The sequence below is a fragment of the Micromonospora coxensis genome, assembly GCF_900090295.1.
Classification (GTDB): domain Bacteria; phylum Actinomycetota; class Actinomycetes; order Mycobacteriales; family Micromonosporaceae; genus Micromonospora; species Micromonospora coxensis.
In genome coordinates, this window is sequence record NZ_LT607753.1 from 6,744,495 (window position 1) to 6,769,693 (window position 25,199).

Here is a 25,199-nt window from a genome sequence, read left to right on the forward strand (position 1 = left end):
CCCGCGGCGCCCCCACCGGCCACGCGCGAGTCGAAGGAGGGGAGATGGCAACCGAAGCACTGGTGGCACCGGCCACCGCCGGCCACCGCCGGCCGCGCCGCGGCGGACGCGGCATCCGGAGCAACGAGAACCTGGCCGGCTGGCTCTTCGTCGCCCCGGTGATCGTGATCCTCGGGCTGTTCCTGCTGCTGCCGATCCTGATGGCGCTCTGGGTGAGCCTCACCGACTGGAACGGCCAGGGCAGCCCGTTCACCACCGGCGTGCCGTTCGTCGGCGTCGACAACTACACCACGCTGTTCACCGAGGACGGGCTGGCCCGCCGCGACTTCATGACCAGCATCCGCAACAACATCTACTACGTCGCGATCGTCGTACCGGCGCAGACCGCGCTCGCGCTCGGCCTCGCGCTGGTCGTCAACAACCGGATGCTGCGCGGCAAGGCGTTCTTCCGCAGCGCCTTCTACTTCCCCTCGGTGACCAGCTCGGTGGCGATCAGCGTGGTCTTCCTGTTCCTGTTCGCCAACTCCGGCGCGGTCAACCAGCTGCTCGGCGTCTTTGGCATCGACGGTCCCCAGTGGTTCGCCGACTCCCGTGGGGTGCTGCACGTGCTGCTCGGCGTGCTCGGACTCGACACCGCGCCGGCCGTCCTCGCCGACGGCGGCCCGTTCGGGCTGAGCTGGTGGGACTGGCTCGCCGGGCCGAGCGTCGCGATGATCTCGATCATCACGCTGGTCGTCTGGACCACCTCCGGCACCTTCATGCTGATGTTCCTGGCCGCGTTGCAGAGCGTGCCGGTGGCCCTCGACGAGGCCAGCACCCTCGACGGCGCCACCCGCTGGCAGCGGTTCCGCCACGTCACCCTGCCGATGATCAAGCCGACCACGTTCCTGGTGCTCACCCTCGGCCTCATCGGCTCCTGGCAGGTCTTCGACCAGGTGTACGTGATGAGCCAGGGAGAGCCGGCCAAGACCACCCTCACCCCGGCCTACCTGTCGTACCGGACCGCGTTCCGGGACTTCGACTACGGCTCGGGAGCGGCCATCTCGTTCGTGCTGTTCCTCATCATCATCGTGCTCACCCTGGTGCAGCGCCGGGTGATGGCCGACCGCGACACCGACGCGCCCACCGGCCGCCGGTGGTGGCGTCGGCGCGTACCGGGAGGGTCGTCGTCATGACCACCCTCACCACCCGGCCGCCGGTCGCGGCCCGCGACCACCGCGCGGCGCGCACCCTGGCCAGCCGGATCCTCGGGTACGCCGTCCTGATCTTCTTCGGGCTGGTCTTCCTCTACCCGTTCGTCATCCAGCTCGCCAACTCGCTCAAGACCGAGCCGGGCGCGGCGGCGAACCCGCTCTCCCCGTTCCCCGACCCGGTGAGCACCGCCGGCTTCGAACGCATCGTCGCCGGCACCAACTTCCCGCTCTGGCTGGGCAACTCGCTGCTGGTCACCGTGCTGGTCACCCTCGGCCGGGTCTTCTTCGACTCGCTCGCCGGCTACGCCCTGGCCCGACTACGTTTCCGCGGCCGCGCCGGCCTCTTCGCCGCGGTCATCGCGGTGATGGCGGTGCCCGGCGTGGTGCTGCTCATCCCGAAGTTCCTGGTGCTCAACCAGCTCGGCATCTACAACAGCTACGCCGGGCTGATCGTGCCGCTGCTCGCCGACGCGGCCGGCGTCTTCATCATGAAGCAGTTCTTCGAGTCGATACCGGTCAGCGTGGAGGAGGCCGCCCGCATCGACGGCGCCGGCATCTTCCGCACCTACTGGTCGGTGGTGCTGCCGATGGCCCGGCCGGCGCTGATCACCCTGACCATCCTGTCGTTCCAGGGCTCCTGGAACGAATTCCCGCACAGCCTCGTCTCCGTCCAGGACCCGGACCTGTTCACCCTGCCACGAGGGCTCGCCGACCTGGTCAGCGGCTCACTCGGCAAGGGCACCCAGTACCCGCTCAAGCTCGGCGCGGCCCTGCTGGCCACCATCCCGGTCGCCGTCCTCTTCGTGATCTTCCAACGATACTTCGTACGCGGCGGCAACGAGGGCGCCGAGAAGGGCTGACGACACCTCGACGGCACGGCGGGCCTCGCAGGCCCGCCGTGCCGTCGCCGCGCGTGCCCCTCGTCGCCGACCCGCGACCCGGCCTGGACGGTGCCCGGCCCGGACCGGCACCATCCGAACACGACGGTACGAGGAACGGGAGCGGGCGATGACGGCGACAGACGTGGTGGTGGTCGGCGCCGGGGTCGTCGGGATGACGACGGCGCTCACCCTGCAGCGGCGGGGCGCACGGGTCACCGTGCTGACCGCCGACGACCCGGCGGACACGGTCTCCGCGGTGGCCGCCGCGGTGTGGTACCCCAGTCACGCCGAGGAGGATCCCCGGGTGCTGCGCTGGGCCCGGGAGACGTACACGGAACTTCGCCGCCAGGGCGCCGACGGGGTGCCGGGCGTGGTGGACCGGCCGACCCGGATGTGGCTGCGCCGCCCGTACGCCGCGCCGCCGTGGTGGGCGGACGCCTGCGGCGACCTGGTGGCGGAGCCGGCAGCAGCGCCGTACACGGCGCTGCTGCGGTTCACCGTCCCGGCGGTGGAGATGACCCGCTACCTGCCCTGGCTACGGCAGCAGTTGGAGGCCGGCGGCGGCCGGGTCGTCCGCCGTCGCCTGGACCGGCTCGCCGACGCGTTCGACACCGCGCCGACGGTGGTCAACGCCACCGGTCTGGCCGCCGGCCGGCTCGCCGACGACCCGGCCGTCCACCCGGCGCGCGGGCACGTGGTGCTGGTGGCGAACCCCGGCCTGACCGTCTCGGTACGCGACGAGGACGACCCGGCCGGCATCACGTACGTGCACCCGCGTCGGCACGACGTGGTGCTCGGCGGCACCTACCAGCCGGGGGTGGGGCACACCCGGCCCGACCCGCAGGAGGCGGCGGCGATCCGACGCCGCTGCCTCGCGCTGGTGCCGCAGCTCGCCGACTCACCGGTGCTCGGCGAGCGGATCGGTCTGCGGCCGGCCCGGCACGGCGGCCCCCGCGTCGAGGTGGAGCCGGCCGGACCGTCCGGCGGCCGGCTGGTGCACGCCTACGGGCACGGCGGAGCCGGGGTGACCCTGTCCTGGGGGTGCGGCGCCGAGGTGGCGGACCTCGCCCTGGCTGCCTGATTGGCGGTGACCGGGGAGCGCCTGGGGTCGGGCCTCTGTCGGCCGGGTCCGCGGCGAAGCTCCACCGGACGGCCTTCCGGATCCAGAGGCGACGTCGAGCGGGTAGGTGCCGGGGCCCGCGCCGAGGTCGACGTCGCCGAGCCCGCACACCCCTCGGCGGGCGTCCTGTCGCCCCGGTCGTCGGCGTCCCCGGCGTGCGGGGTGGCGTGGGCTGTTGACGGGTACGACGCTCGAACCTAGTGTCGACCCCAATAACGGGCGGGACCGTAAATGGGTCATCTGCGGCCGCCCCCAACGGAAGGGGCGAATCATGTCGGGAGTTGTGTCGCGACGAGCGCTGCTCGCCGGTCTTGGTGCGGTAACGGCAGGAGCCGTATTTCCTCGAGCAGCCCATGCGGAGACCAGCTCCGGCACGGGTGACCCGCTCGACGTGGCGATCACCGACCTCGGCCCGGCCTCCCGGGTGCTGAACTTCGGCAACGGGATCCGCGTCGGCAACGAGATCTGGTTCGCCACCCGGCAGATCCTGCCCACCCGGGTCGCCGCGTACGACCTCACCGAGCGCCGGATCACCAAGACCGCGCTGATCCCCGGCGTGCCCGGTCTGTGGGGCATCGACGCGGTCGGCACCGACCTGTTCGTCAGCTCGTACTCGCCGGGTCTGCTGTTCAAGGTGGACACCGTCAGCCTCGAGGTCACGCAGGTGCTCGACCTCGCCCAGGAGGTCGGGTGGAGCGTCAAGGCCTCGCCGGACGGCAAGGTGTTCGTCGGCACGTACCCCTCGGCCCGGCTCTGGGAGTACGACCCGGCCACCGGCCGGGCCACCGACCACGGTCGGATGGACCCGGACGACACCTACGTGCGCGACCTGGTCGCCACCGACACCACCGTCTACTGCGGCATCGGCTCCCGCGCCGGGCTCGTCGCCTACGACCGCGCCACCGGTACGCGCACCGACATCCTGCCGGACGCCCTGCGCAGCCGGACCTTCGGCGCGGTCTGCCACCTGGCCGGCGACCACCTCGTGGTCGGGATCTCGCCCACCGCCGAGATCCTGGTCGTCGACACCCGCGACCACAGCAGCCACCAGATCCTCAAGACGCCCAACGACTCGTTCGTCGTCGGCATCACCAGCCGCGGTGACGAGATCTTCTACACCACCCGCCCCAGCGGGTCGCTGTACCGATTCACCATCGGCGACACCGCGCCCACGCTGGTCGGCGTGCCGGTGGCCGAGGCGTCCAACGTGCGGATCGGCTTCCTCGACGACGGTCGGCTCTGGGCCGTGCAGGGCGCCGGAGGCATCATCTACGACCTGGCCACCCGCAGCACCGAGGCGCTGGACATGAGCTCCCCGGAGCTGGCGCCCACCCCGGAGCGGCCGATGTCGCTCTGCCACGCCGGTGACCGGATCGTCGTCGGCGGCACCCTCGGGGTCCAGGTCGTCTCCACCGAGCCCACCCCCGCCTTCGACACCTACCGGGTGCCCTTCGGCGGTGAGGCCAAGGACATGGACACCTGGCAGGGGGTGACCCACATGGGCGTCTACACCCTGGCCCGCTACCTCACCCTGCCGGTCGGGGCCCGGACCGCCACCGAGGTCGCCCGGGTCGACGCCGCCCAGGAGCAGACCCGCCCGACGTCGCTGGTCGTCGACCGGCGACGCGGCCTGGTGCTGATGGCCACCGAGCCGGACTACGGCCGGTGGGAGGGCGCCCTCAATATCTTCGACGGGCAGCGGTTCCGCAGCTGGCGCGGCATCCTGCCGGACCAGACCGTCCAGTCGCTCTGCCCGGACCCGCACGGCGTGTTCCTCGGCGGCAGCATCATCAACGGCTACGGCACCACCCCGACGACGACCCGCGCCAAGCTCGGCTACTTCGACTACCGCACCGAGCGCCTGGCCTGGCTCGTCGAACCCACGACCGGCGGGGTGATCGTCGATCTGAAACTGATCGGCCGGGTGCTGGTCGGGGTGACCCGCGACGGTGAACTGTTCGGCCTGGACCCGCGTACCCGGGAGGTGCTGTGGCGGGTCGACGTCGGCGCCGTCGGCGGCAAGCTCGCGGTCATCGACGAGCGGGTCTTCGGAACCGACGGCACCCGGTTGTGGACGGTGCGGGCCGGTCGCCGCGAGCCGTCGCCCACGGTGCTGGCCGACGGGCTCAACCAGTCCTGGTTCGGCGCTCCGGAGGTGGTCACCGACGGGGTGCGCACCCTGTTCACCACCCGTGGGACCAACCTGATCCGGGTCGACCTGACCTGACCGTCCCGGTCGGCGGGTGACCGGGACCGGTGCCGGGCGGCGCGCCGCGTGGCCCCGTGGGCCTGGGTGATCCGCCCGGGCCCACGGGGGAGCGGCGCGGCCGGGTGGCCGGCCGTCGTGAGCGCGCGGATCAGCCGAGCGGCGCGAGCGTGACGGGCGCGCCACCGGTCGCCCGGCTGCGCTCGGCGGCGAACGCCATGCGGTGGCTGTCCAGCGACTCCCGTGGGCCCGAGCGCACCCGGGACCGATCGCCGCTCGCCACCGCGTCGACGAAGGCCGCCATCAGCCCCATGTCGCCACCGCCGTGCCCGGAGGCCGCGTCGGCGCCGCCTGCCCGGGTGTCGGTGGTGACGGTGCGGCCCGTGACGAAGTCGGTGACGCTCACCTGCTCGCCGTCTCCCTCCAGGTAGCCGTGGGTGCCCATGATGCGGGTACGGCGGTGCCCGTCGGGGGTGAAGGCGCTCATGGTGAGCGTGGCCGTGGCCCCACCGGCGAAGGTGATCGTGACGCTCTGGTGGTCGACGACGTCGTTGTCGCCGCTGTAGACGCACCTGCCGTACGGGCCGTCCCGCAGGGCCGCCTCCACGCCGGCCGGGGTGAGGTCCAGGGTCACCACGGACAGCGGCCACCGGTGGCGGTCCGACGAGGCGAGGCAGTCGCGGTACAGGCGCGCGGCGGAGTAGGGGCAGTTCGGCTCCACCGGGCAGTCCAGGCAGCGGTCGGCGGCGCCCTCGGGGCGCTGCTCCGGCCGGAAGTGCTGCAACGCGCCGACGCTGCTCACCCGCACCGGAGTGTCGTCGACGATGTAGCGCAGCCAGTCCAGGTCGTGGCAGCACTTGGCGAGCAGGCTGCTGGAGGACTGCTCGGCACGGCGCCAATTGCCGCGCACGTAGGAGTGGGCGAAGTGCCACCAGCCGACGGGTTCGAGGTGCTCGACGCCGACGACGCGGCCCAGCGCGCCCGTCTCGACGTGCCGCTTCACGACGTCGGTGTAGCGGGTGTAGCGCAGCACGTGGCAGACGGCGAGCAGGACGCCGCTGCGCTCGGCGGCCTCGGCGACTGCCACGCACTCCGCCTCGGTGGGGGCGATCGGCTTCTCCAGCAGGACGTGGTAGCCGAGCGCGGCGAGGCGGACCGCCGGCTCGACGTGCTCGCGGTCGGGGGTGGCGAGCACGACCGCGTCGGCGAGTCGCGGCCGGGCCGCCAGGTCGTGCCAGGACGTGAAGCGTCGCTCTGCCGGCACCTGGTGGGCGTCGGCGAGGGCGCGGCGGTGCGCGGACCGGGGGTCGGCGACGGCGACGACGCGGGCGCGGTCGGGGTGGCGCAGGGCGTAGCCGGCGTAGGTGCTGCCGCGGTTGCCGGCGCCGACGACGGCGAGGGAGACGCTCATCGGTGTCCTTAACTATTACGGGCGTGGATCGATCTGGAGAGCCGGGCGCACGATCAGTGACGACACGACCTCGGACCTTTTCGGCCCTAGTATCGGCCCGGACCGTAAGTTAATGTACTGCCCACCTGACCTCCCCCGGAAGGATGCGAGATGCGTTTACGGAAGGGCCTGTCGGCCGTCGCGGTGGCGCTCGTCGCCGCGCTCGCGGCCTCGGGCTGCGGCGGCTCCGGCTCCGGTGACTCCGGCAAGAAGACCGTGACCATGTGGATCTACCCGGTGATCTTCGACGAGGCGAAGCACCGCGCGTACTGGGACGAGACGGCCAAGGCGTTCCAGGCGGCCAACCCGGACGTCGAGGTCAAGACCGAGATCTTCCCGTGGGCCAACCGCGACCAGGCGCTGGCCACGGCGATCGCCGGCAACAAGGGCCCCGACGTCGTCTACCTCATCCCCGACCAGCTGCCCAAGTACGCCCGCAACATCGAGCCGGTCGACAAGTACCTCGACGACGCCGCCAAGGCCGACTACCTGCCCAACGTCGTCACGTCCGTCACCATCGACGGCAAGATGATGGGCGCCCCCGTGCTCACCAGCGCGGTGACCCCGATCTGCAACAAGAAGGTCTTCGCCGCCGTCGGCCAGACCAGCTACCCGACCAGCTGGAACGACCTGCTGGCCATGGCGCCGGCGTTCAAGGCCAAGGGCTACGACGTCACCGCGTACGCCGGCGACGTCAAGAACACCCTCAACCAGACCTTCTACCCGCTGCTGTGGCAGGCCGGTGGCGACGTGTTCAGCCCCGACGGCAAGTCGGTCGCCTTCAACGGCCCCGAGGGCCGCAAGGCGCTGAGCTTCGCCAAGCAGCTCGTCGACGGCGGCTACGTGGACAAGAGCCTGCTCACCACCCTGCCGCCCATCGAGCAGACCCGCATCGCGCAGAACAAGGTCGGCTGCGTCTGGCACGTCCTGCCGGCCGAGATCGAGAAGTTCTGGGGCAAGGAGAACATCCAGGCCCTTCCGCACTTCACCGAGTCCAAGCAGATCGGCTACGGCACCGTCGGCTCCCTGTCGATGCTGCGTAACTCGAAGAACAAGGACGCGGCCGGCAAGTGGATCGCGTTCGCCTCCAACGCCGAGAACTCCAAGAAGTACGACCTGGCCGCCAGCTTCTTCTCGGCCAAGAAGTCGGTCGGCGCGCTCTACGCCTCCGACCCGGTCCTCGGTGAGCAGGAGAAGCAGGTCGCCAACAGCACCGTCGGCCCGCTCAACGAGAAGGCACGCGACGTCCAGGGTGTGCTCGCCCCGGAGATCCAGGCCGCCCTGCTCGGCAAGAAGTCCGTCGAGCAGGCGCTCGACGACGCGGCCAAGGCCGCCGACCCGCTGCTCGGCTAGTCACCACGGGCCTCGCGGTGGGTGGTGACCCCACCCACCGCGAGGGCCTCGGAAAGGTTGCCAGATGGTTGCACTACCGGTGCGTCGCCAACGACGCGTCCGTCGTCCGTCCGCCCGGGAAGCCGGGACGGCGCTGCTGTTCGTCCTGCCGTTCCTGGTGCTGTTCGCCCTGTTCCGGTTCGGGCCGGCGATCGCCGGGGTGTTCCTCGGATTCACCGACTACACCATCGGCGGGGACACCGGCCTCGTCGGCCTGGAGAACTTCCGCCGGCTGCTCGACGATCCCACGTTCTGGTCGGCGCTACGGGTGACCGTCGTGTTCACCGCGCTGTCGGTGCCCCTGTCGATGCTGGCGTCGTTGGGCGTGGCCCTGCTGACCCGCCGGGTGTTCCGCGGCGTGAAGCTGTTCCGGTCGGTGTTCTTCCTGCCGGTGGTGACCAGCCTGGTGCTGGCCGGGGTGGTCTTCACCTGGGTGTTCGCCGAGGGTGGCCCCTGGTCGCGGGCGATGGGCGCGCTGGGCCTGCCGGCCGGTTCCTGGCTGGCCGACAGTGTGCTGGTCGTCCCCGCGCTGGTGCTGGTCTCGGTCTGGTCCCGCTTCGGCTACGGCATGCTCATCCTGCTCGCCCGCCTGCAGGACATCCCCGCCGAGTTGGAGGAGGCGGCGCTGACCGACGGCGCCTCGGCCTGGCAGCGGTTCCGCTACGTCACGCTGCCGCAGTTGCGACCCGCGCTGTTCTTCGTGGCCGTCATCGAGACCACCGTGGCGGTGCAGGTCTTCGACATGATCTACGTGATGACCGGCGGCGGCCCGGTGCGCGCCAGCTACAGCCTGGTCTACCTCCTCTACGACCAGGGCTTCAAGTACTTCGACCTGGGCTACGCCAGCGCCATCGGGGTGGCGCTGTTCGTGATGACGATCGTGGTGGCGCTGATCCAGCGGCTGACCCTCGGGAGGGAAGAATGACCGACACCGTGGCACCCCCGCCCGTCGCCGTCGTCGCCGAGGCCCCCGCCGGCGGGCGTCGACGCCCGTACCGGGTGGGTCGACCCGGCCGGAGCTGGCTCGTCACCCGTACCGTGCTGCTGCTGATCGGCGCGGCGATCACCCTGTTCCCCTTCTACGCGATGGTCGTGCTGTCGTTCAAACCGACCGGCCCGGTCACCTTCCCCGACAGCCTGCTGCCCTGGCCGATCTCCACCGAGGCGTACGACCAGGTCATCGGCGCCAAGAGCGTGCTGCGCTGGATGTGGAACACCATCGTCTACTCGGTGGTGTCGGTGATCGGGGTGCTGCTGTTCGCCTCGATGGCCGGCTACGCCTTCGCCAAGAAGCGCTTCCCCGGCAAGGAGACGATGTTCTGGTCGTTCCTGGCCATGCTGATGGTGCCGTACCACGTGACCATGATCCCGACGTTCATCGTCATCTCCGAGCTGGGCGGGGTCGACACCTACTGGGGCATGATCCTGCCGACCCTGGCCAACGCCCAGGCGGTGTTCCTCATGCGACAGTTCATCGCCTCGCTGCCCGACTCACTGTTCGAGGCGGCCCGCCTCGACGGCTGCTCCGAGTGGCGGGTGTACGTCTCGATCGTGCTGCCGCTGATCAAGCCGATCCTCGCCACCCTGGGCGTGTTCGTCTTCCTCTGGCACTGGAACGACTTCCTCTGGCCGCTCATCGTGGGACAGAGCCTGGACATGCGTACCCTGACCACCGGCATCGCCTCCCTGCAACAGGAGAACGTCGCGTTGAACATGCTGCTGGCGGGCTCGGTGGTGGCCTTCGTACCGATCTTCATGGCCTACCTGATCGGGCAGCGCTACTTCCAGGAGGGCGTCGCGACCACCGGCATCAAGGGATGAGCGGCACCGTCATCGCGCTGGCGGTGTCACCACAGGTGCGGCAGATGTTCCTCGACGACGCCACGGTGGCGCAGCTGGCCCGACTGGGCCGGCTGCGGCTGCCACCGCCCGACGCCGACGTCGGCGACCCGGCGGTACTGGCCCCGTTGCTCGCCGACGCCGACGTCGTCGTCACCGGCTGGGGCACCGCCGCGCTGACCGCCGAGCTGCTCACCGCGGCTCCCCGGCTGCGTCTGCTCGCGCACACCGGGGCCAGCGTGAAACCGTTCGTCACCCCGGCCAGCTTCGCCCGGGGCGTACGCGTCACCCAGGCCGGCGACGCGATGGCCTACGCGGTGGGGGAGCAGGCCCTCGCGCTCACCCTCGCCCTGCTGCACCGGCTGCACCGCTTCGACCACGCGTTGCGTACCGGGGAGGACTGGGCGACGGCGAAGGCCGCCCCGCCGCGTCAGGAACTACGTGGCGCCATCGTCGGGGTCGTCGGCGCGTCCCGGACCGGCCGGGCCTACCTCGAGCTGGTCCGGGCGCTCGGCGCGCGGGTGCTGGTCGCCGACCCGTACCTGTCGGCCGAGCAGGCCGATCGGCTCGGTGCGACGCGGGTCGACCTGGACGACCTGCTGGCCGGCTCGCTGGTGGTCTCCCTGCACGCGCCGGTGCTGCCGGAGACCACCGGGATGATCGGCGCGCGGGAGTTGGCCCTGCTGCCCGACGGCGCCCTGCTGGTCAACACCGCCCGCGCCGCGCTGGTCGACGAGGCCGCGCTGCTGGCCGTCCTGTCCACCGGCAGGATCGACGCGGCGTTGGACGTCTTCGACGCCGAGCCGCTGCCGGTGGACCACCCGCTGCGGGCGCTGCCGAACGTGCTGCTGACCCCGCACGAGTCGGCGGGGACGGTGCAGTCGCGGCGGCGGGCCGGGGCGATCGTGGCGGCGGAGGTCGCGCGGTTCCTGCGCGGTGAGCCGCTGCGTCACGAGGTGACCCCGGACCTGCTCACCAGCACGGGATGACCAGCTCCCGTCACCGGCGCCGGCGCGCCTGTGGCCGTGCTGACCTGCGGTGGCGGGCCCACCGCGACACTGAGTAGCCTCTGCGATCATGCGCATCGCCCTCGCCGGACTCGCCACCAGCCACCCCTACACCGACGCCCGCGCGCTGCGCGACGTCGCGCAGTTGACGGTGTGGGAGCCCGACCCGCACCGGCTGGACCGCTTCCGCGCCGAACACCCGCACGCCACGGTGCTGCCCGACCTCGACGCGCTGCTCGCCGCGGACCCGGACGGCGTGGTCCTCACCGTGCCCACCCCGGACGTGCCGCCGGCACTGGACAAGGTCCTGCACCGCGGGCTGCCGTGCTTCGTCAACAAGCCCGCCGCGGCCACCCGTGAGCAGCTCGACCAGCTGGAACGGGTGGTCTCGCGGGCGCCGGAGCTGGTGCTGACCTCCTCCGTGCTGCGCTTCGCCCCGCAGTTCGTCGCGTTCGACGTGCCGCGCGAGCAGGTGCTGGCGGTCCGGGCGACGGTGCGCCACGACGTGGGCCTGTGGGCCACCGGCTACAACCCCTGGCAGGACGACCCGGCGGTGGGCGGCGGCACCCTGGTCATGATGGGCCTGCACGGGGTGGAGCTGCTGGTGGCGTTGCTGGGTCCGGCGGTACGGCTGGTCGGCGCCGCCGGCGCGGTGCGCCGCCACCACGGTCTGCGCTCGGAGGACACCGGCGTGCTCGCGCTGCGCTGGGACGACGGGGTGACCGGCACCGTCGAGGTGCTCGGGGTCAGCGCCGCCGAGACGTACGAGGTCACCGTGCACACGGTCGACGGAGAACGTCGGGTGCTCCTGCGTGGCGGCGCGGAGGAGCTGGGGTACCGGTCCACCGTCGAGGCGTTCGTGGCCATGGTGGGCGGCGCGCCGAGTCCGGTGCCGTGGTCGCAGACCCGCGCGGTGCTCGACGTGCTCACCTCCGCCCGGGCGCTGGCCTGAGATCGCCCGACGTCGCGCGCGAGGGGCGCGTCCGTAATTCACGCGCAGGGCCTGTCTCCCATCGGGAGGCAGGCCCTACGGCTCTTGACGCCCCCACAGACGGAAGTTACGGTCATGACCGTTAATCAGGAAGGGGTGTGGCTGTCATGCGTACGGTGGCGGAACTGGAGGAGCGGCTCTCGCGCCCGCGGGACGTCCTGGTGGACGACCTGCGCAAGCTCGACGGCGACATCCTCATCCTCGGGGCGGGCGGGAAACTCGGCCCGAGCCTGGTGCGGCTGGCGCTGCGCGGCGTCGCCGAGGCGGGCACCGGCGCCCGGGTGATCGCGGTGTCCCGCTTCTCCGAACCCGGACTCGCCGACGCCCTGCGCGCCCAGGGCGCGGTGATCGTCGAGGCCGACGTCGCCGACGACGCCGCCCTGGCCGCCCTGCCCGACGCGGCGAACGTGCTCTTCCTCGTCGGGGCGAAGTTCGGCACCTCCGGCCGGGAGCACGCCACCTGGGCCACCAACGCCTACCTGCCCGGGCGCGTCGCACAGCGCTTCGCCGGCTCGCGCATCGTCGCGCTGAGCACCGGCAACGTCTACCCCCTGGTGCCGGTCACCACCGGCGGCTGCGTCGAGCAGACCCCGGTACAGCCCGTCGGCGAGTACGCCATGTCCTGCCTCGGCCGCGAACGCGTGCTGAGCCACTTCAGCGTGCGCGACGACACCCCGATGGCGCTGATCCGCCTCAACTACGCCGTCGAGATGCGCTACGGCGTCCTCGTCGACGTCGCCGCCGCGGTCCTGGGCGGACACCCGATCGACCTGACCATGGGGCACGCCAACATCGTCTGGCAGGGCTACGCCAACGAGGTCACCCTGCGCGCCCTGCACCACACGGCGACGCCGCCGTTCGTGTTGAACCTGACCGGCCCGGAGCTGGTCTCCATCCGCCAGGTCGCCACCGCCCTGGCCGCCCGGATGGGCCGCGAGGCGCACCTCACCGGCACCGAGGCACCGACCGCGCTGCTGTCCAACGCCCAGCTCTGCCACCGGCTCTTCGGATACCCCGACGTGCCGGTCGCCGAGCTGATCGACCTGACGGCGCAGTGGGTCGCCGACGGCAATCCCCTGCTCGGCAAGCCGACCGGATTCCAGCGCCGCGACGGCAATTTCTAGGAGAGACCGTGTTGACCGCATCGGACACCCGACAGACCACCGCCCTGGCGCGGTTCGCGCGGGGCTGTGCCATTCCCGCCCACCCGCTCGCCCTCGACGCCGAGCGTCGCCTCGACGAGCGCCGGCAGCGGGCGCTGACCCGCTACTACCTCGCCTCCGGCGCCGGCGGCATCGCCGTCGGCGTGCACACCACCCAGTTCGCCATCCACGACCCCAAGGTCGGTCTGCTCGCTCCCGTGCTGGAACTGGCCGCCGAGACCGCCGCCGGCTCCGAGGCCGTCATGGTCGCCGGCGCCTGCGGCGACACCGCCCAGGCGGTCCGCGAGGCCGAACTCGCCGCCTCGCTCGGCTACCACCTGGTGCTGCTGTCGCCGTACGCCCCGCTGGACGAGGACGCCCTGATCGAGCGGGCCCGCGCCGTCGGCGAGGTGCTGCCGGTCATCGGCTTCTACCTGCAACCCGCCGTCGGCGGTCGGCAACTGTCCCGCGGCTTCTGGGCGCGACTGGCCGCGCTGGAGTCCGTGGTCGGCATCAAGGTGGCACCCTTCGACCGCTACCGGACCCTGGACGTGCTGCACGGCGTGTGCGCCGCCGGCCGCCAGGGCGACCTGGCCCTGTACACCGGCAACGACGACCACATCCTCGCCGACCTGGTCGCTCCGCACCGGGTGGTGGTGGACGGGCAGCCGGTGCAGGTGGAGTTCGTCGGCGGACTGCTCGGGCAGTGGGCCGTGTGGGCGCGCACCGCGGTGGGCCTGCTCGACGACGCCCGGGCCGCCCGCGGCGGCGACGACGCCGCGCTGCGCCGCCTGCTCACCCTGGACGGGCACCTCACCGACGCCAACGCCGCCATCTTCGACGCCGCGAACGGCTACCACGGTTGCATCCCCGGCATCCACGAGGTGCTGCGCCGCCAGGGGCTGCTGGCCGGCCGCTGGTGCCTCGACCCGGCCGAGGAGCTCTCGCCCGGCCAGCTCGCCGAACTCGACCGCGTCCACGCGGCGTACCCGCACCTGCGCGACGACGACTTCGTCGCCGAGCACCTGGACCAGTGGATGTCCTGACCCTGCCGGGGCCGGCCCGCGCCACGGGGGCGCGGGCCGGCCGGTCAGAGGGTCAGGCGGTACAGGGTCAGCGGGCGACCGCTGGTGCCGGAGGCCAGGTTGCCCAGCCGCTCGGCCAGACCCGCCAGCTCGAGGCGGTGCAGCATCCGGCGGGCCGTGCGCTGCTGCACGCTGAGATGCTCGGCCACCTCCCGGCTGGTCAGCGGCGTCTCACCGGCGGCGGCACGGACCTCGCGCAGCCGCAGCAGGGTCGGCACCGACAGGCCGACCCGCTGTGCGACAACCGCCAGATTGGCCTCGGCGGGCTGCGGCGGCGGCATCGTCGTCTCCAGCACGATGTCGGTGTCGCCGCGCAGCGACAGCACCGCCGTGGTGGGCCCGACCCGGCGGGCGCGGCTCAACGCGCGGCGGGCCAGGTTCTCCGCCTCCGCCGCGCTGCGGCCGAGCCCGAAGCCGATCTGCACCCGCTCGTGCCGGTCGGCGAGGCGGCGCAGCATCGGCAACGTGGTGAACCCCGCCGTGGCGTCGTGCAGCGGCCCGCGGGTGGTGACGATCAGGTAGGTGTCCGGTGCGAACCGCGCCAGCGTGGCACCGAGGGCGGCGACCTCCTTGAGCAGCCCGCCGTCGCCGTCGGAGAGGCTGGCCAGGCCGAGCGCGATCTGGGCGTCCTCCTGGGCCTGGCTGTCGGCGTGCAGCAGCACCTGGCGCAGCGCTGTACGCACCGAATGCGCCGACGGGGCGAGACGGTACGCCGGCATCTCGTGCCGCAGCACCTCGTAGACCGAACTGATGCAGGTGACGGCGACCCGGGCGCCGGCGCGGTGCTGACGGCGGTGGAAGGCCACCACGTCGTCGGAGCTGAGCTGACCCCGGTACGGCAGGCAGCGCACCTGGTCGACCGGCAGTCCCGCCTCCCCGAAGGTCGCCGCCACGTCCGCGCCGGTGACCGTGTCGATCGAGATGCGGGCCACGTCGTGCCCGTCGCGCAGCAGCCGCACCGTGGCCTGCAGCAGCGTCGCCCCGGTGTAGTCGACGAAGGCCGCCGGACGGTGCAGGACGTTCGCCCGCCGCGCCAGGGTGTAGGGCACCACACCGGTGAACAGCCACGCCTGCACGTGCGCGCCGTGGGCCTCCACCAGGGCCGGCGCCTGCGACTCGTGGTCGTAGTGCAGCCGCCGCACGGTGACACCCGGCTGCTCCTCGCAGGTGGCTGCCACGTCGTCGACCAGGTCGTGCGGTCCGACGACGCCGATCTCGATGGTCACGCCCGGCCTCCTGTCGAAGGGTTGCATGTTCCGTAGCTCAAGATTACGGTCAGGCCCGGTATTGGTGAAACCCCGGGGAGGGTACGTGTCGTTTCCCAGCATGGCCGACGCCGACGGTCGAACCCTCGGGCAGGAGGAGATCGACGGCGTCACCCGGGTGCTCCGGACGGGCATGCTCAGCTCCGTGTGGGGCACCGAGGTGCGCGCCCTGGAACGCGAGATGGCCGACCGTCACGCAGTCTCGCACGCCGTGGCCGCCAGCTCCGGCACCGCTGCGCTGCACCTGGCCGTCGCCGCCGTCGCCCCCGACCCCGGCGACGAGATCATCACCTCGCCCATCAGCGACTTCGGCACCGTCGCGCCCATCCTGGCGCAGAACGCCGTGCCGGTCTTCGCCGATGTCGACCCGTACACCGGCAATCTCGACCCCGCGGCCGTCGCCGCCGCGATCGGACCGCGCACCCGCGCGATCATCGCGGTGCACCTGTTCGGCGCCGCCGCCGACCTGCGCGCCGTCGCCGCCGACGCCGGTGTGCCGCTGATCGAGGACTGCGCGCAGGCGTGGCTCGCCCGCTATCCCGACGGCACCCTCGTCGGCACCGCCGGCGCGATCGGCTGCTTCAGCCTCCAGCAGTGGAAGCACATCACCTGTGGTGACGGAGGGCTGGCCATCACCGACGACCCGGCGCTCGCCCGGCGGATGCGCCTGTTCGCCGACAAGGGCTGGCCCCGCGACGGCGGACGCCGCCAGCACGTCGGCCTCGGCCTCAACTACCGGATGACCGAACTCGCCGGCGCCGTCGCCCGGGCTCAGCTCGCCAAACTCTCCGGCGTCCTCGCCGACCGACGCCGCACCGCGACCCGGCTGCACGCCGCCCTGTCCGACGTGCCCGGCCTGCACCTGCCCACCGACGTCGACGCGCACGCCTGGTGGCTGTTCCCGATCGTGCTGCGACCACCGCTGGACAACCGCAGCGTCGCCGCCCGTCTCGCCGCCGCCGGAATCCCCGCCCGCCCCGGCTACCTCGACCAGCCGCTGCACTGCGCGCCCGCGCTCACCGAGGCCCCCATCTACGGCAGCTCCCGCTATCCGCTCGCGGTGCCGCCCGCCGACCGGCTGCCCACCTATGGGCCGGGGCTGTGCCCGGTCGCCGAACGGCTCGTCGACTCCACCCTGCTGGTGATCGACTGGAACGAGCGCTACACCGACGCGCACGTCGACGAGATCGCCCACGCCGTCCGTGTCGCGGTGACCTCGTGATCGCCCCGGCCGCCGCCGCCCTGCGCGACCGGCTGCGCTGGCAGCTCGTCGCCGCTGCCGCGACCCCCATGGACGCCACCGGCGCCACCGACCCCGCGCTGTGCCGGCGGTACCTGCGCGGCCTGCTCACCGACGGCGCCGACGCCCTCGCCGTCCTCGCCCACACCGGCCGCGGCCCACACCTCGACGCGGCCACCCGCGACGTGATCACCGGCTGCGCGGTCGACACCGGCGTGCCGGTGATCGTCGGCGTGGGCGGCCGGCCGGGGGAGCACACCGACCAGGTCGCCACCGAGGCCGCCCGGGCCGCCAGCCTCGGCGCCGCCGGCGTGCTGCTCTTCCCCGTCGACGGCGACCCGCTCGCCCACCACGACGCGATCTGGCAGGCCTCGGGACTGCCCATGCTCGCCTTCGACCTGTACCTGCGGCCCTACCGCCCGGCCCACCTCACCGCCCTGCTCACCCACCCCGGCGTCGCCGGCGTCAAGGTCGCCCGGCTGCACGACGCGATGGCCTGCCAGGCCACCCTCGCCGCCGCCCACGCCGCCGACCGCCTCGCCGTCACCGGCGAGGACCGCATGTTCGGGCCGTCGCTGATGTGGGGCGCCCAGGCCGCCCTGGTCGGTCTCGCCGCCGCCGCGGTGCCCGTCGCCGCCACCGTGCTGCGTGCCTTCGCCGAGCAGCGCTACGCCGACTTCGTCGCCGCCTCCGCGCGCCTGGACCGGCTCGCCGAGGTGACCTTCACCGAGCCCATGGAGGGCTACGTGCGTCGCATGCTCTGGATCGCCGCCGACGAGGGCCGCATCCCGCCCGGCTACGCCGTCGACCCGTACGGCCCGGCGCTGACCGAGGACGACCGTGCCCGGGTGCTGGCCGTGGCGAGGCGAGCGTGAACCCGTTCGTCGCCGGCGACCTGCCGGCGGTCACCCTCGACGTCGACGTGCTGGTCGGACGCCACCCCGACCGACCCGGTCCCGACGCAGACACACGCCAGGTCATCGCCGCGCTGTCCACCCACGGCATCGCCCGGGCGGCCGTGGCCAGCCTGCGCGCCGCCCTGTTCGACGTCGCCGACGGCAACGACGAGGCCGCGGCCCTCGCCGGGCCCCGCGTGCTCCCGGTCGGCGCAGTCGACCTGCGGGACCCGCTCGGCGCCGAGCGGGAGATCGACCGGCTGGCCGAGCGGGGCGTACGCGCCGTGCGGCTCTTCCCCGACGAGCAACGGGTCGAGGCGGACTTCCCGTCGGTACGGCACGTGGCCCGCCGCGCCGCCCGGGCCGGCCTGGTGATCCTCGCCGGCGGCGACGTGCGCCGCTTCTGGCGCCCACTGCGCGGCACGACCGTCGTCTTCCTCGACACGCACTTCTACCACCTGGGCGACTTCGTGGTCGCCGCCCGCGACGAACCGGGCTTCCACACCTCGACCCGCCTGCTCAACTCTCCCGACGCGTTGGAGACCGTCGCGGAGCACCTGGGCGTCGACCGTCTGCTCTACGGCTCCCGCACCCCCTGGTACGAGGCCGTCGTACCCCGGCTGCGGCTGGCCCGCAGCGGCCTCACGCCGGACCAGGTCGCCGCCGTGGCCGGCGGCAACGCCCACCGGATCCTGGAGCCGCCGGCATGATCATCGACGTGCACGCCCACTGGGGGCCGTGGTTCTTCAGCATGCAGGTCGGCGACCTCGCCACCAACCTCGCCGTCATGGACCGCTACGGCATCGACCTCGCCGTCGTCTCGGCCACCGAGGCGGTGATCTACGACGTGACCGCCGGCAACCGGGCGATGGCCCGCACGCTGGAGGACAGCGACCGGCTGCTCGGCTACCTCACGGTCAACCCGCGCCGGCTCGACGACGCCGAACGCGACCTGCGGGAGCTGCTGCCCACGGGCCGATTCGTCGGGGTGAAGATCCACACCGACTACACGGGGTCCCCGGTGGCCTCCCCCCAGACCCGGGCGGCCCTGGAGCTGGTCGCCGCGCACGACCTGCCCGCCCTGGTGCACACCTGGGACGCCACCCCGCTGGACCTGGCCCAGGCCTGCGCCGACATCCCCCGGCTGCGGGCCATCGCGGGCCACATGGGCGCCAACGGGTGGCGCCATGCCGTCGAGGCCGCGAACGCGGTGGACAACCTCTGGCTCGAACCCTGCTTCTCCCACACCGAGGCCGGACGCTTCGCCGCGGTCGCGGCGGCCGTCGACCCCCGGCGGCTGCTGTTCGGCACCGACGCCACCCTCATCGACCCGGCCGCCGCCTACGGGGCCGTGCTCGCCGCCGACCTCGACCCCGAGCTGGCCGAGCGGGTCGCCTGGCGCAACGCCGCCGACCTGTTCCGGCTCGACGTCGACGGCTGACCCCGACCCCCGCGCACACGACGCGGGGGCCGCCTCCCGAACCGGGAAGCGGCCCCCGCCGTCGTACGCCCGCCGACTACTTCTTCGGCAGCGGGAACCGGGCCAGGTCGTTGCCGAGCATGCCCCAGGTGGCCCTGCCGTCCGGGGTGAAGTGGAACGACGGGTTGTTGTACCAGCCGCGCGGCACGTTGTCGTACAGCACGGTGGTCTCGCCGCCGGGCACCGTCGGCAGCTCGCAGATGTCGTTGGTCCAGTGCACCCAGGAGAACACCCGACCGTCGACCCCGTTGAACTGGCCGTAGCCGCCCAGGTCGCCCTCCATCACGATCCTGCGGGTGTGCAGGTCGTAGGCGAACCACGCGCCGCGCGGGCGGCGACCCATGGCGTACAGCAGGTTGCCCACCACGTGCAGGCTCTCGTACGACAGCCAGTCCGGCTTGATCTCCTCGCGCCACAGCAGCTGCCGGGTGACGATGTCGACGGCCGCCACCTGCGCGACCTTGCGGATCGGGCCGCTGGTGCCCTCACCGTAGGTGTCACCGGCGAGGTACGCGGTGGTGCCCTGCACCACGACGTCCATCACGCTCTGCTCGGGCAGGAACTCCCGGTGCGTGTCGAAGCTGTTGTCGGTCAGGTCGATGAAGGTCAGCGCGCCGGTGTGCCTGGTGGTCTGCGGGCTGGAGGCCACGATCAGCTGGTTGCGGGGCTTGTCGTGGTGGATCCGCTTGGTGCGCAGCTGCTCGTTGCCGAGCAGCCCGAGCACCGTGACGTCGAAGCTGTCCGGGTCGACCGACACGATCTGCGTGCTCGGGTACAGGCCGGCGTACACGACACCGGCCTTGCCCTCGGCCATCGCCTTGACCTCACCGTTGATGTCGAAACGGTCGCTCGTGCCGGCCTCCGGCCGGTGCACCGTCATCGCGTAGTGCCCGCCCACCCAGATCGTGTTGCGGGTGTGCCGCATCATCGACTGGATCGTCTCCGGGTAGCCGAAGCCGCGGGTGGCCGTCTGCCACACGGTCGCCGCGCCGCCCGGGGTCGCCTTCCACACGTGCCCGAGCCCGGTCACCCCGAGCAGCGCGCCACCGGGCAGCGGCGCGAGCAACTGGTTCTCCACGTTGGCCAGGGGCTGTCCCACCTTGGCCAGGCCGTCGGCCGTCACCTCGTACAGGTTGGTGGTCAGCCGGCACAGCGCGTACACGGTGCCGTCGCTGCCGACCGTCAGCTGGTCGATGTAGCGGTCCTCGGCCGGGATGTCGCGCGACACCCGGCCGGAGCCGTCCGGAGCGAAGGAGATCAGCTGCCGGCCGCAGGCCACGTAGACGACACCGTCGTGGACCAGCATGTCGAGGATGCCGACGGGGGAGGAGCTCAGGTACGACGTCAGGTTGGTCGGCGCTCCGCCGGCCTTCGGCCACCTCAGCAGGGTGCCGGGGGCGGCCGACCCGCCGTAGACGTACTCGTCGTCGACCGCCACGGCCGCCGCGTACTGGGAGGTGGAGATCCGGCCGTACGTCTCGACGCTGCCGTCGGCCAGTCGGATCCGCTTGACCGTGCAGTCCGGGTACGTGCCGATGTACAGGTGCTCCCCGTGCACCACCATGTCGTAGTACCAGGTGGTGGCCCCGCCGGCTCGGGACCAGGCCACGACCTCACGGCTCTGCGGATCGTAGCGGTAGACGTACGCGCTGCCGGCCGGACCGAGGTAGACGTAGCGCCCATCTGCCGCCGCCTTCTGACCGCCGTTGCTCGGGATCGGCAGATCGACGATCGCGCGGTTCTCACCGGTGTGCACGTCGAACTCGCCCAGACGCATCCTGCCCTCAGGGGTGTTGAACCGCGAGGTGATGAAGACGCTGTCGCCGATGACGGCGGCGCCACGGACCGCAGCGGTCAATGAGGCCGGTCCGAAACTGGTCGGCGTGAGAGCGTCCTCCGCTGCGGACGCCGGCGCGAGGAACGTGCCCTGCCCGACTGCCAGGGCCGCTCCGGTGGCGGCGCTACCCGCGAGAAGTGTGCGTCGGCTCAGGGGCATCAGCATCTCCGTTCGTCAGCATCATTACGGCCCGGACCTTAATCGGGGGGCTCGGGATGCGTCAAGGGTGCGGGCGGCTCCGCGTCCATGCCGGACACACCGCGCCGACGTGCTGCCCGACGCGCTCGCGGCCGGCTGGCCGTCGTCGATGAGGGCGGGGTGGTCCGCCTGTCGTCCCGGCCGCTCGGACGGCCCGGCGTGCCGGCGGAGCGCGCGGTCGGTGACGACGTCGTGCGGCGTCCACACGTCGCTGGCGGCCGGCGACGGGTCGCGCGTACAGGCCGAGGGGCGGGGCGTCGTGGAGGACGGCCCCGCCCCTCGGTTGCGGTGCGGATCGGTGGCGGCGGCGTACGTCGATGCCGGACGGGCCGCTGCTTCCCGGCAGGCCCCGGGCCTACGGACGGTGCCGCTGCGCTGCTACCCGGCGTACGTCTCGAACTCGGCGACCTTCGGCGTGCCGTTCGAGCTGTTGATCTTGAAGGTGATCTTGGTCAGTGAGGTCCGGGGGATGCCGATGACGCCCGCGCCGCTGCCGGAGGCCAGGACGGCGCCGGTGTTGTAGTTGATGACCTGCCAGGATCCGATGGAGCCCTGGGTGCCCGACGGTTCACGGATGGCCACCGTGGAGACCGTGGTGGCCGAGCCCCACTTGATCGAGACGGAACCGGTCGCGCCCGCCGGCGACCAGTAGGTGCTCAGGTTGCCGTCGCGCACGTTGCCGTAGCTCGTCCCGTCGGCCTTGCTGGAACCGTCGGAGCCCGCCCCGATGCTGAGGTTGGTCCCACCGGGCTGGGTCGGGCCCGGCGTGGGGCTGGTCGGCGCCGGGGTGGGGGTGGTCGGTGCCGGCGTGGGACTGGTCGGACCCGGGGTGGGGCTGGTCGGTCCCGCCGTCGGCGACTGCGGCGTGCAGTTGCCGTCCGACACCTGCAGGCCCTTGTTGGCGCCGGCGGTCTGACTGACGACGCTCGGCACGCAGTTGGCCGCGTCGAGGCGGTAGGTGTAGGGGATGCTGACGGTGGTGTTGGACTGCGGGTTGGGGCCGGCGGGGTTGTTCTCGCTGCTGCGGCTGGACCAGGTCACGTTGTCGAAGGTGTTGCCGCTGACCTGCCAGTAGCCGGCTTCGCTGGTGTAGAAGGTGCCCAGGACGTCCTTGGAGTCCTTGAAGTAGTTGTTGTCGACCTTGGCCTTGGCGCCGGCGCGGGAGTTGATGCCGGACTCGTGCAGGCCCACGTAGTGGTTGTTGTAGATGTGGGCGATGCCGCCGCGCAGCAGGGGCGTGCGGGAGTCGATGTTCTGGTACAGGTTGTGGTGGAAGGTGACGTAGCCGTTGGAGCGGTCGCTCTCGCTGGAGCCGATGAGTCCGCCCCGGCCGGAGTTGCGCAGGATGCTGTAGGACAGCGTCACGTACTGGGTGTTGTCCTTCATGTCGAAGAGGCCGTCGAAGCCTTCGGACTCCCCGCCCGAGGCCTCCAGGGTGACGTGGTCGACCCAGACGTTACGGACGTTGCTCTCCATGCCGATGGCGTCACCGCCGTTGGACGTGGGCGAGCCGGACTTCTTGACGTTGCGGACGGTCACGTTCTGGATGACGATGTTGCGCGAGTCGCGGATGTGGATGCCCAGCTGGTCGAAGACCGCCCCGCTGCCGACGCCGATGATCGAGACGTTGCTGATCTGCTTCAGCTCGATCACGCCGTCCGCGGTGCTGCAGCTTCCGCCCGACACCTTGCTGGTGTTGCCGTGGTTGATGGTCCCCTCGACCTGGATGATGATCGGGGTGCTGCTGCTGGCCCGATTGCACAGGGCCGCGTGGATCTGGGTCCCCGTGGTGGCGCGCACCGTCTGCCCGCCGGCGCCACCGGTCGTCCCACCGTTCTGCGTCGCGAAGCCGGTGGCGCTGCCGACCGCTGCCGATGCCTGCGGCGCCGCCAGGGCCACTACTGCGATCACGCCTCCGATGGCCGTCGTGGCCAGCGCCGCCTGGAGTCCTCGTACGACTGGTCGTCTCATTCGGTCCTACTCTCTGAACTGCGGTGGTGGTGGTGCCCGAGGTGGTCGTCCGGGCAGGCCGTCGAGCTGTCGCCTGCCGCCGGACAGGTCGCTGCTCGACGCGAGGTGGTGCTCTTCACGGTGTCGATCGGCGGTGGCGCTGCAGTCGTGCCGACCTGCGCGGACGCCTGCCCGCGACGTCCCCGTAACCGTGAGCCGTCCACTGCTGCGGGTCGTGTCGCCACCGACGGCCGGAGTCGTCGGCCGAGGCGTGCGCCGCGAGGCACTGCCACCTCGCGGCGCGGACACCGGACACCCGAGGTCAGTGTGGATGCCCCGATGGTCGCCTCCGCCGGGACGTTCCACCTCGCTCTGGAAAGCGCTTTCCGAGCCGAGGATAGGGAGGTGTCTATGGGTGTGGCAAGGGGCTGTCCGGATTGCGGTACAAGGTTGCTTTGTTCCTCGCTACCGGTAGCTGCGGCACAGCGATCGGTGGCCGCGCGGTGCGCGGCGAGGTGAGGTCGACCAAGCTCGGCGGGCGGATGATCCGAGCGACCCGCTGCTCCCACACCGGCTGCCCATGGCGGTGACGCTCCCACCGGCCGGCGTTCGAATCCGCCCTGGTGGGGTCCGCTACCCTGCTCGTCTGCCGTCGGAGGACGGCTCGAGCTTGTCGTGCACTCCCTGTGCGGGTCGCGACCTTCACGGTCATCTGAGGAGGAACCCTTGACGGAACCGCAGCCGCGGGCGATCGACAGTTGGCAGAGGGCTGAGTCGAACGCAGCGGAGTGGATGCGGTACTGGGGCTTCAGTGATGCGAGGACCACCGAGGGCGGCGCCGACTCCGGCGTGGACGTCTGGTCACGCCGAGCGCTCGCCCAGGTGAAGTTCGAAGCGGTGCAGATCGGTCGCCCCGTGTTGCAGCGCCTGGTCGGCGCCCGGGGGCGCGACATCGAGAAAGCCCTGTTCGCCTTCTCCGGCGCCGGATTCTCCTCGCACGCCGTCGAGTACGCGAATGACATGGACATCTGTCTGTTCAAGTACACGCTCTCGGGTGCGATGGCACCCGAGAACGCCGTCGCCCACGCCTTCCTGCAACGGCTCGACGCTCAGCGGCTCGCGACCGGACGGACACGCGCCGCCACGGGTGGTGATGCGGAGTACGGAGACCCTGCGGCGCGAGCAGTCGTGTTGGCACAGGTGGCGACCGGACTGAGGGCTGTAGCGGCGAAGCGGTCGGCCGGGGAGGCGGAGAAGCCCGAATCCCCGGGACGGGGCCGATTGGGGTGCGGCATTGTGCTCCTGCTGACGTGGGTCTGCCTGGCGGTCAAACTGGGGTCGTTCGGCAACAAGATGTCATGGCGGTGTGGATCGGTGTGTCCCTCGCGCTGATCGTTTCGGGGATCGTCGCCTCGTCGCCCGGGGTCCCCGAGGAGGAATCTCCGGAGTCGGCTCATCCAGGGGTGCGGCAGTAGCCCCGATGCGGTGGGCGCGGCCACCGGAGCAGGCGTGACACGGGCCGGGGACCACCCGGGTGCCCCGGGCGCCGCCGCTCGCCGGCCCTCGCCGGCGGGCTGAGGTCAACGTACGCAGGCGTGGGTGGCGGCGGGTCGATCGCCAGACCCACCTCGGCGTACGGCCCGAGGTTGCCCGAGCTGTCCCGGGCGCGCACCGCACCCAATACGTGCCGTAGCCGTGGTACGGGACGTACCCGCTGGTGCCGCCGACCGTGCTGATCAGCGTGCCGTTGAGGTAGACCTCGTAGCCGACGAGGAACGTCTCGTCCGTCGCGGCGTCCAGCGCACCGCCAGGTTGCCTGGGAGAGGCCCCCGATCCGCAGGTTCGCCGGGGCGGTCGGTGGCGTGGAGTCCGGCACCTGCCCGAAGTGGATCGGCGCGAACGGGAGATGTTGCCGGCCGCGTCGAGCGCGCGTACCCCGTAGGTGGTGACCATCGGCGGCGGCGTCGGCATGCTGAAGCTCGTCGCCGTCGTGCTGGCGACCAGGGTGGTGCGGTGGAAGATCTGGT

The 25,199-nt window shown here is 72.1% G+C and carries 20 protein-coding genes; 16 read left to right on the forward strand and 4 right to left on the reverse strand.

What is annotated here, in order from left to right; translation table 11 throughout:
* Positions 1–44: 44 nt before the first annotated feature.
* The 4 genes from GA0070614_RS29920 to GA0070614_RS29935 all read left to right on the forward strand — a co-directional run bounded on the left by GA0070614_RS29920 (position 45) and on the right by GA0070614_RS29935 (position 5,421).
* Positions 45–1,175 (forward strand): carbohydrate ABC transporter permease, encoded by a 1,131-nt coding sequence (locus GA0070614_RS29920; RefSeq protein WP_088979083.1) that lies wholly within the window; start codon positions 45–47, stop codon positions 1,173–1,175.
* Positions 1,172–2,053 (forward strand): carbohydrate ABC transporter permease, encoded by an 882-nt coding sequence (locus GA0070614_RS29925; protein ID WP_088979756.1) that lies wholly within the window; start codon positions 1,172–1,174, stop codon positions 2,051–2,053. The genes GA0070614_RS29920 and GA0070614_RS29925 overlap by 4 nt, the downstream gene beginning before the upstream one ends.
* A 148-nt stretch (positions 2,054–2,201) precedes the next feature.
* Positions 2,202–3,155: an FAD-dependent oxidoreductase gene (locus GA0070614_RS29930; protein WP_088979084.1), complete on the forward strand. Its 954-nt coding sequence runs from the start codon at positions 2,202–2,204 to the stop codon at positions 3,153–3,155.
* 430 nt (positions 3,156–3,585) lie between these two features.
* Positions 3,586–5,421, forward strand: coding sequence for a PQQ-binding-like beta-propeller repeat protein (locus GA0070614_RS29935; protein WP_088979085.1), 1,836 nt, complete (start codon positions 3,586–3,588; stop codon positions 5,419–5,421).
* A gap of 130 nt (positions 5,422–5,551) precedes the next feature.
* Here the strand turns inward: GA0070614_RS29935 and GA0070614_RS29940 are convergent, their stop codons facing one another.
* A complete protein-coding gene (locus GA0070614_RS29940) occupies positions 5,552–6,811 on the reverse strand; it encodes a Gfo/Idh/MocA family protein (RefSeq protein WP_088979086.1) in 1,260 nt (419 codons plus the stop codon).
* A gap of 150 nt (positions 6,812–6,961) precedes the next feature.
* Here GA0070614_RS29940 and GA0070614_RS29945 point away from each other — a divergent pair, with 150 nt between their 5' ends.
* The 7 genes from GA0070614_RS29945 (at position 6,962) to GA0070614_RS29980 (ending at position 14,267) form a co-directional block, all read left to right on the forward strand.
* The gene (locus GA0070614_RS29945; RefSeq protein WP_088979087.1) at positions 6,962–8,203 is read left to right on the forward strand and encodes an ABC transporter substrate-binding protein; all 1,242 of its coding nucleotides are present in this window, start codon (positions 6,962–6,964) and stop codon (positions 8,201–8,203) included.
* A gap of 64 nt (positions 8,204–8,267) precedes the next feature.
* On the forward strand, positions 8,268–9,167 hold the full coding sequence (locus tag GA0070614_RS29950) for a carbohydrate ABC transporter permease (protein ID WP_088979088.1): 900 nt from the start codon (positions 8,268–8,270) through the stop codon (positions 9,165–9,167).
* Positions 9,164–10,063 (forward strand): carbohydrate ABC transporter permease, encoded by a 900-nt coding sequence (locus GA0070614_RS29955; RefSeq protein ID WP_088979089.1) that lies wholly within the window; start codon positions 9,164–9,166, stop codon positions 10,061–10,063. The genes GA0070614_RS29950 and GA0070614_RS29955 overlap by 4 nt, the downstream gene beginning before the upstream one ends.
* A complete protein-coding gene (locus tag GA0070614_RS29960; RefSeq protein WP_088979090.1) occupies positions 10,060–11,070 on the forward strand; it encodes a hydroxyacid dehydrogenase in 1,011 nt (336 codons plus the stop codon). The genes GA0070614_RS29955 and GA0070614_RS29960 overlap by 4 nt, the downstream gene beginning before the upstream one ends.
* 88 nt (positions 11,071–11,158) lie before the next feature.
* Entirely contained in the window at positions 11,159–12,040 is an 882-nt protein-coding gene (locus GA0070614_RS29970; RefSeq protein ID WP_157744843.1) for a Gfo/Idh/MocA family protein, read from the forward strand.
* A gap of 146 nt (positions 12,041–12,186) precedes the next feature.
* Positions 12,187–13,203 (forward strand): NAD-dependent epimerase/dehydratase family protein, encoded by a 1,017-nt coding sequence (locus GA0070614_RS29975; protein ID WP_088979091.1) that lies wholly within the window; start codon positions 12,187–12,189, stop codon positions 13,201–13,203.
* A gap of 8 nt (positions 13,204–13,211) precedes the next feature.
* Entirely contained in the window at positions 13,212–14,267 is a 1,056-nt protein-coding gene (locus GA0070614_RS29980) for a dihydrodipicolinate synthase family protein (protein ID WP_197701375.1), read from the forward strand.
* Between the two features lie 44 nt (positions 14,268–14,311).
* Here GA0070614_RS29980 and GA0070614_RS29985 read toward each other — a convergent pair whose 3' ends face one another.
* The gene (locus GA0070614_RS29985) at positions 14,312–15,532 is read right to left on the reverse strand and encodes a hypothetical protein (RefSeq protein WP_088979092.1); all 1,221 of its coding nucleotides are present in this window, start codon (positions 15,530–15,532) and stop codon (positions 14,312–14,314) included.
* An 85-nt stretch (positions 15,533–15,617) separates the two neighbouring features.
* On the opposite strand from GA0070614_RS29985, the gene GA0070614_RS29990 reads away from it, so the two are divergent.
* From GA0070614_RS29990 to GA0070614_RS30005, 4 genes are read left to right on the forward strand one after another with little or no spacing between them, the layout of a single operon-like run.
* Positions 15,618–16,793, forward strand: coding sequence for a DegT/DnrJ/EryC1/StrS family aminotransferase (locus tag GA0070614_RS29990; RefSeq protein WP_088979093.1), 1,176 nt, complete (start codon positions 15,618–15,620; stop codon positions 16,791–16,793).
* Positions 16,790–17,686: a dihydrodipicolinate synthase family protein gene (locus GA0070614_RS29995; RefSeq protein ID WP_088979094.1), complete on the forward strand. Its 897-nt coding sequence runs from the start codon at positions 16,790–16,792 to the stop codon at positions 17,684–17,686. The genes GA0070614_RS29990 and GA0070614_RS29995 overlap by 4 nt, the downstream gene beginning before the upstream one ends.
* Positions 17,683–18,417: an amidohydrolase family protein gene (locus GA0070614_RS30000; protein ID WP_088979095.1), complete on the forward strand. Its 735-nt coding sequence runs from the start codon at positions 17,683–17,685 to the stop codon at positions 18,415–18,417. Before GA0070614_RS29995 ends, GA0070614_RS30000 begins: the two co-directional genes overlap by 4 nt.
* Positions 18,414–19,148, forward strand: coding sequence for an amidohydrolase family protein (locus tag GA0070614_RS30005; RefSeq protein ID WP_088979096.1), 735 nt, complete (start codon positions 18,414–18,416; stop codon positions 19,146–19,148). Before GA0070614_RS30000 ends, GA0070614_RS30005 begins: the two co-directional genes overlap by 4 nt.
* 76 nt (positions 19,149–19,224) lie before the next feature.
* On the opposite strand, the gene GA0070614_RS30010 is transcribed toward GA0070614_RS30005, so the two are convergent.
* Both GA0070614_RS30010 and GA0070614_RS30015 read right to left on the reverse strand, forming a co-directional pair.
* Positions 19,225–21,045, reverse strand: coding sequence for a YncE family protein (locus GA0070614_RS30010; RefSeq protein WP_088974050.1), 1,821 nt, complete (start codon positions 21,043–21,045; stop codon positions 19,225–19,227).
* Positions 21,046–21,600: 555 nt separating this feature from the next.
* Positions 21,601–23,193 (reverse strand): pectate lyase family protein, encoded by a 1,593-nt coding sequence (locus tag GA0070614_RS30015; protein ID WP_088974051.1) that lies wholly within the window; start codon positions 23,191–23,193, stop codon positions 21,601–21,603.
* 705 nt (positions 23,194–23,898) lie between these two features.
* Here GA0070614_RS30015 and GA0070614_RS30020 point away from each other — a divergent pair.
* Complete coding sequence (locus tag GA0070614_RS30020; protein ID WP_088979097.1) at positions 23,899–24,564, forward strand: restriction endonuclease; 666 nt, start codon at positions 23,899–23,901, stop codon at positions 24,562–24,564.
* The last annotated feature ends 635 nt before the right edge of the window (positions 24,565–25,199 follow it).

Bases quoted from the DNA above. Each gene is read 5' to 3' on its own strand.
- GA0070614_RS29920 (WP_088979083.1), top strand. From the start codon at position 45: ATGGCAACCGAAGCACTGGTGGCACCGGCCACCGCCGGCCACCGCCGG.
- GA0070614_RS29925 (WP_088979756.1), top strand. From the start codon at position 1,172: ATGACCACCCTCACCACCCGGCCGCCGGTCGCGGCCCGCGACCACCGC.
- GA0070614_RS29930 (WP_088979084.1), top strand. From the start codon at position 2,202: ATGACGGCGACAGACGTGGTGGTGGTCGGCGCCGGGGTCGTCGGGATG.
- GA0070614_RS29940 (WP_088979086.1), bottom strand. From the start codon at position 6,811: ATGAGCGTCTCCCTCGCCGTCGTCGGCGCCGGCAACCGCGGCAGCACC.
- GA0070614_RS29945 (WP_088979087.1), top strand. From the start codon at position 6,962: ATGCGTTTACGGAAGGGCCTGTCGGCCGTCGCGGTGGCGCTCGTCGCC.
- GA0070614_RS29950 (WP_088979088.1), top strand. From the start codon at position 8,268: ATGGTTGCACTACCGGTGCGTCGCCAACGACGCGTCCGTCGTCCGTCC.
- GA0070614_RS29955 (WP_088979089.1), top strand. From the start codon at position 9,164: ATGACCGACACCGTGGCACCCCCGCCCGTCGCCGTCGTCGCCGAGGCC.
- GA0070614_RS29960 (WP_088979090.1), top strand. From the start codon at position 10,060: ATGAGCGGCACCGTCATCGCGCTGGCGGTGTCACCACAGGTGCGGCAG.
- GA0070614_RS29970 (WP_157744843.1), top strand. From the start codon at position 11,159: ATGCGCATCGCCCTCGCCGGACTCGCCACCAGCCACCCCTACACCGAC.
- GA0070614_RS29975 (WP_088979091.1), top strand. From the start codon at position 12,187: ATGCGTACGGTGGCGGAACTGGAGGAGCGGCTCTCGCGCCCGCGGGAC.
- GA0070614_RS30005 (WP_088979096.1), top strand. From the start codon at position 18,414: ATGATCATCGACGTGCACGCCCACTGGGGGCCGTGGTTCTTCAGCATG.
- GA0070614_RS30015 (WP_088974051.1), bottom strand. From the start codon at position 23,193: ATGAGACGACCAGTCGTACGAGGACTCCAGGCGGCGCTGGCCACGACG.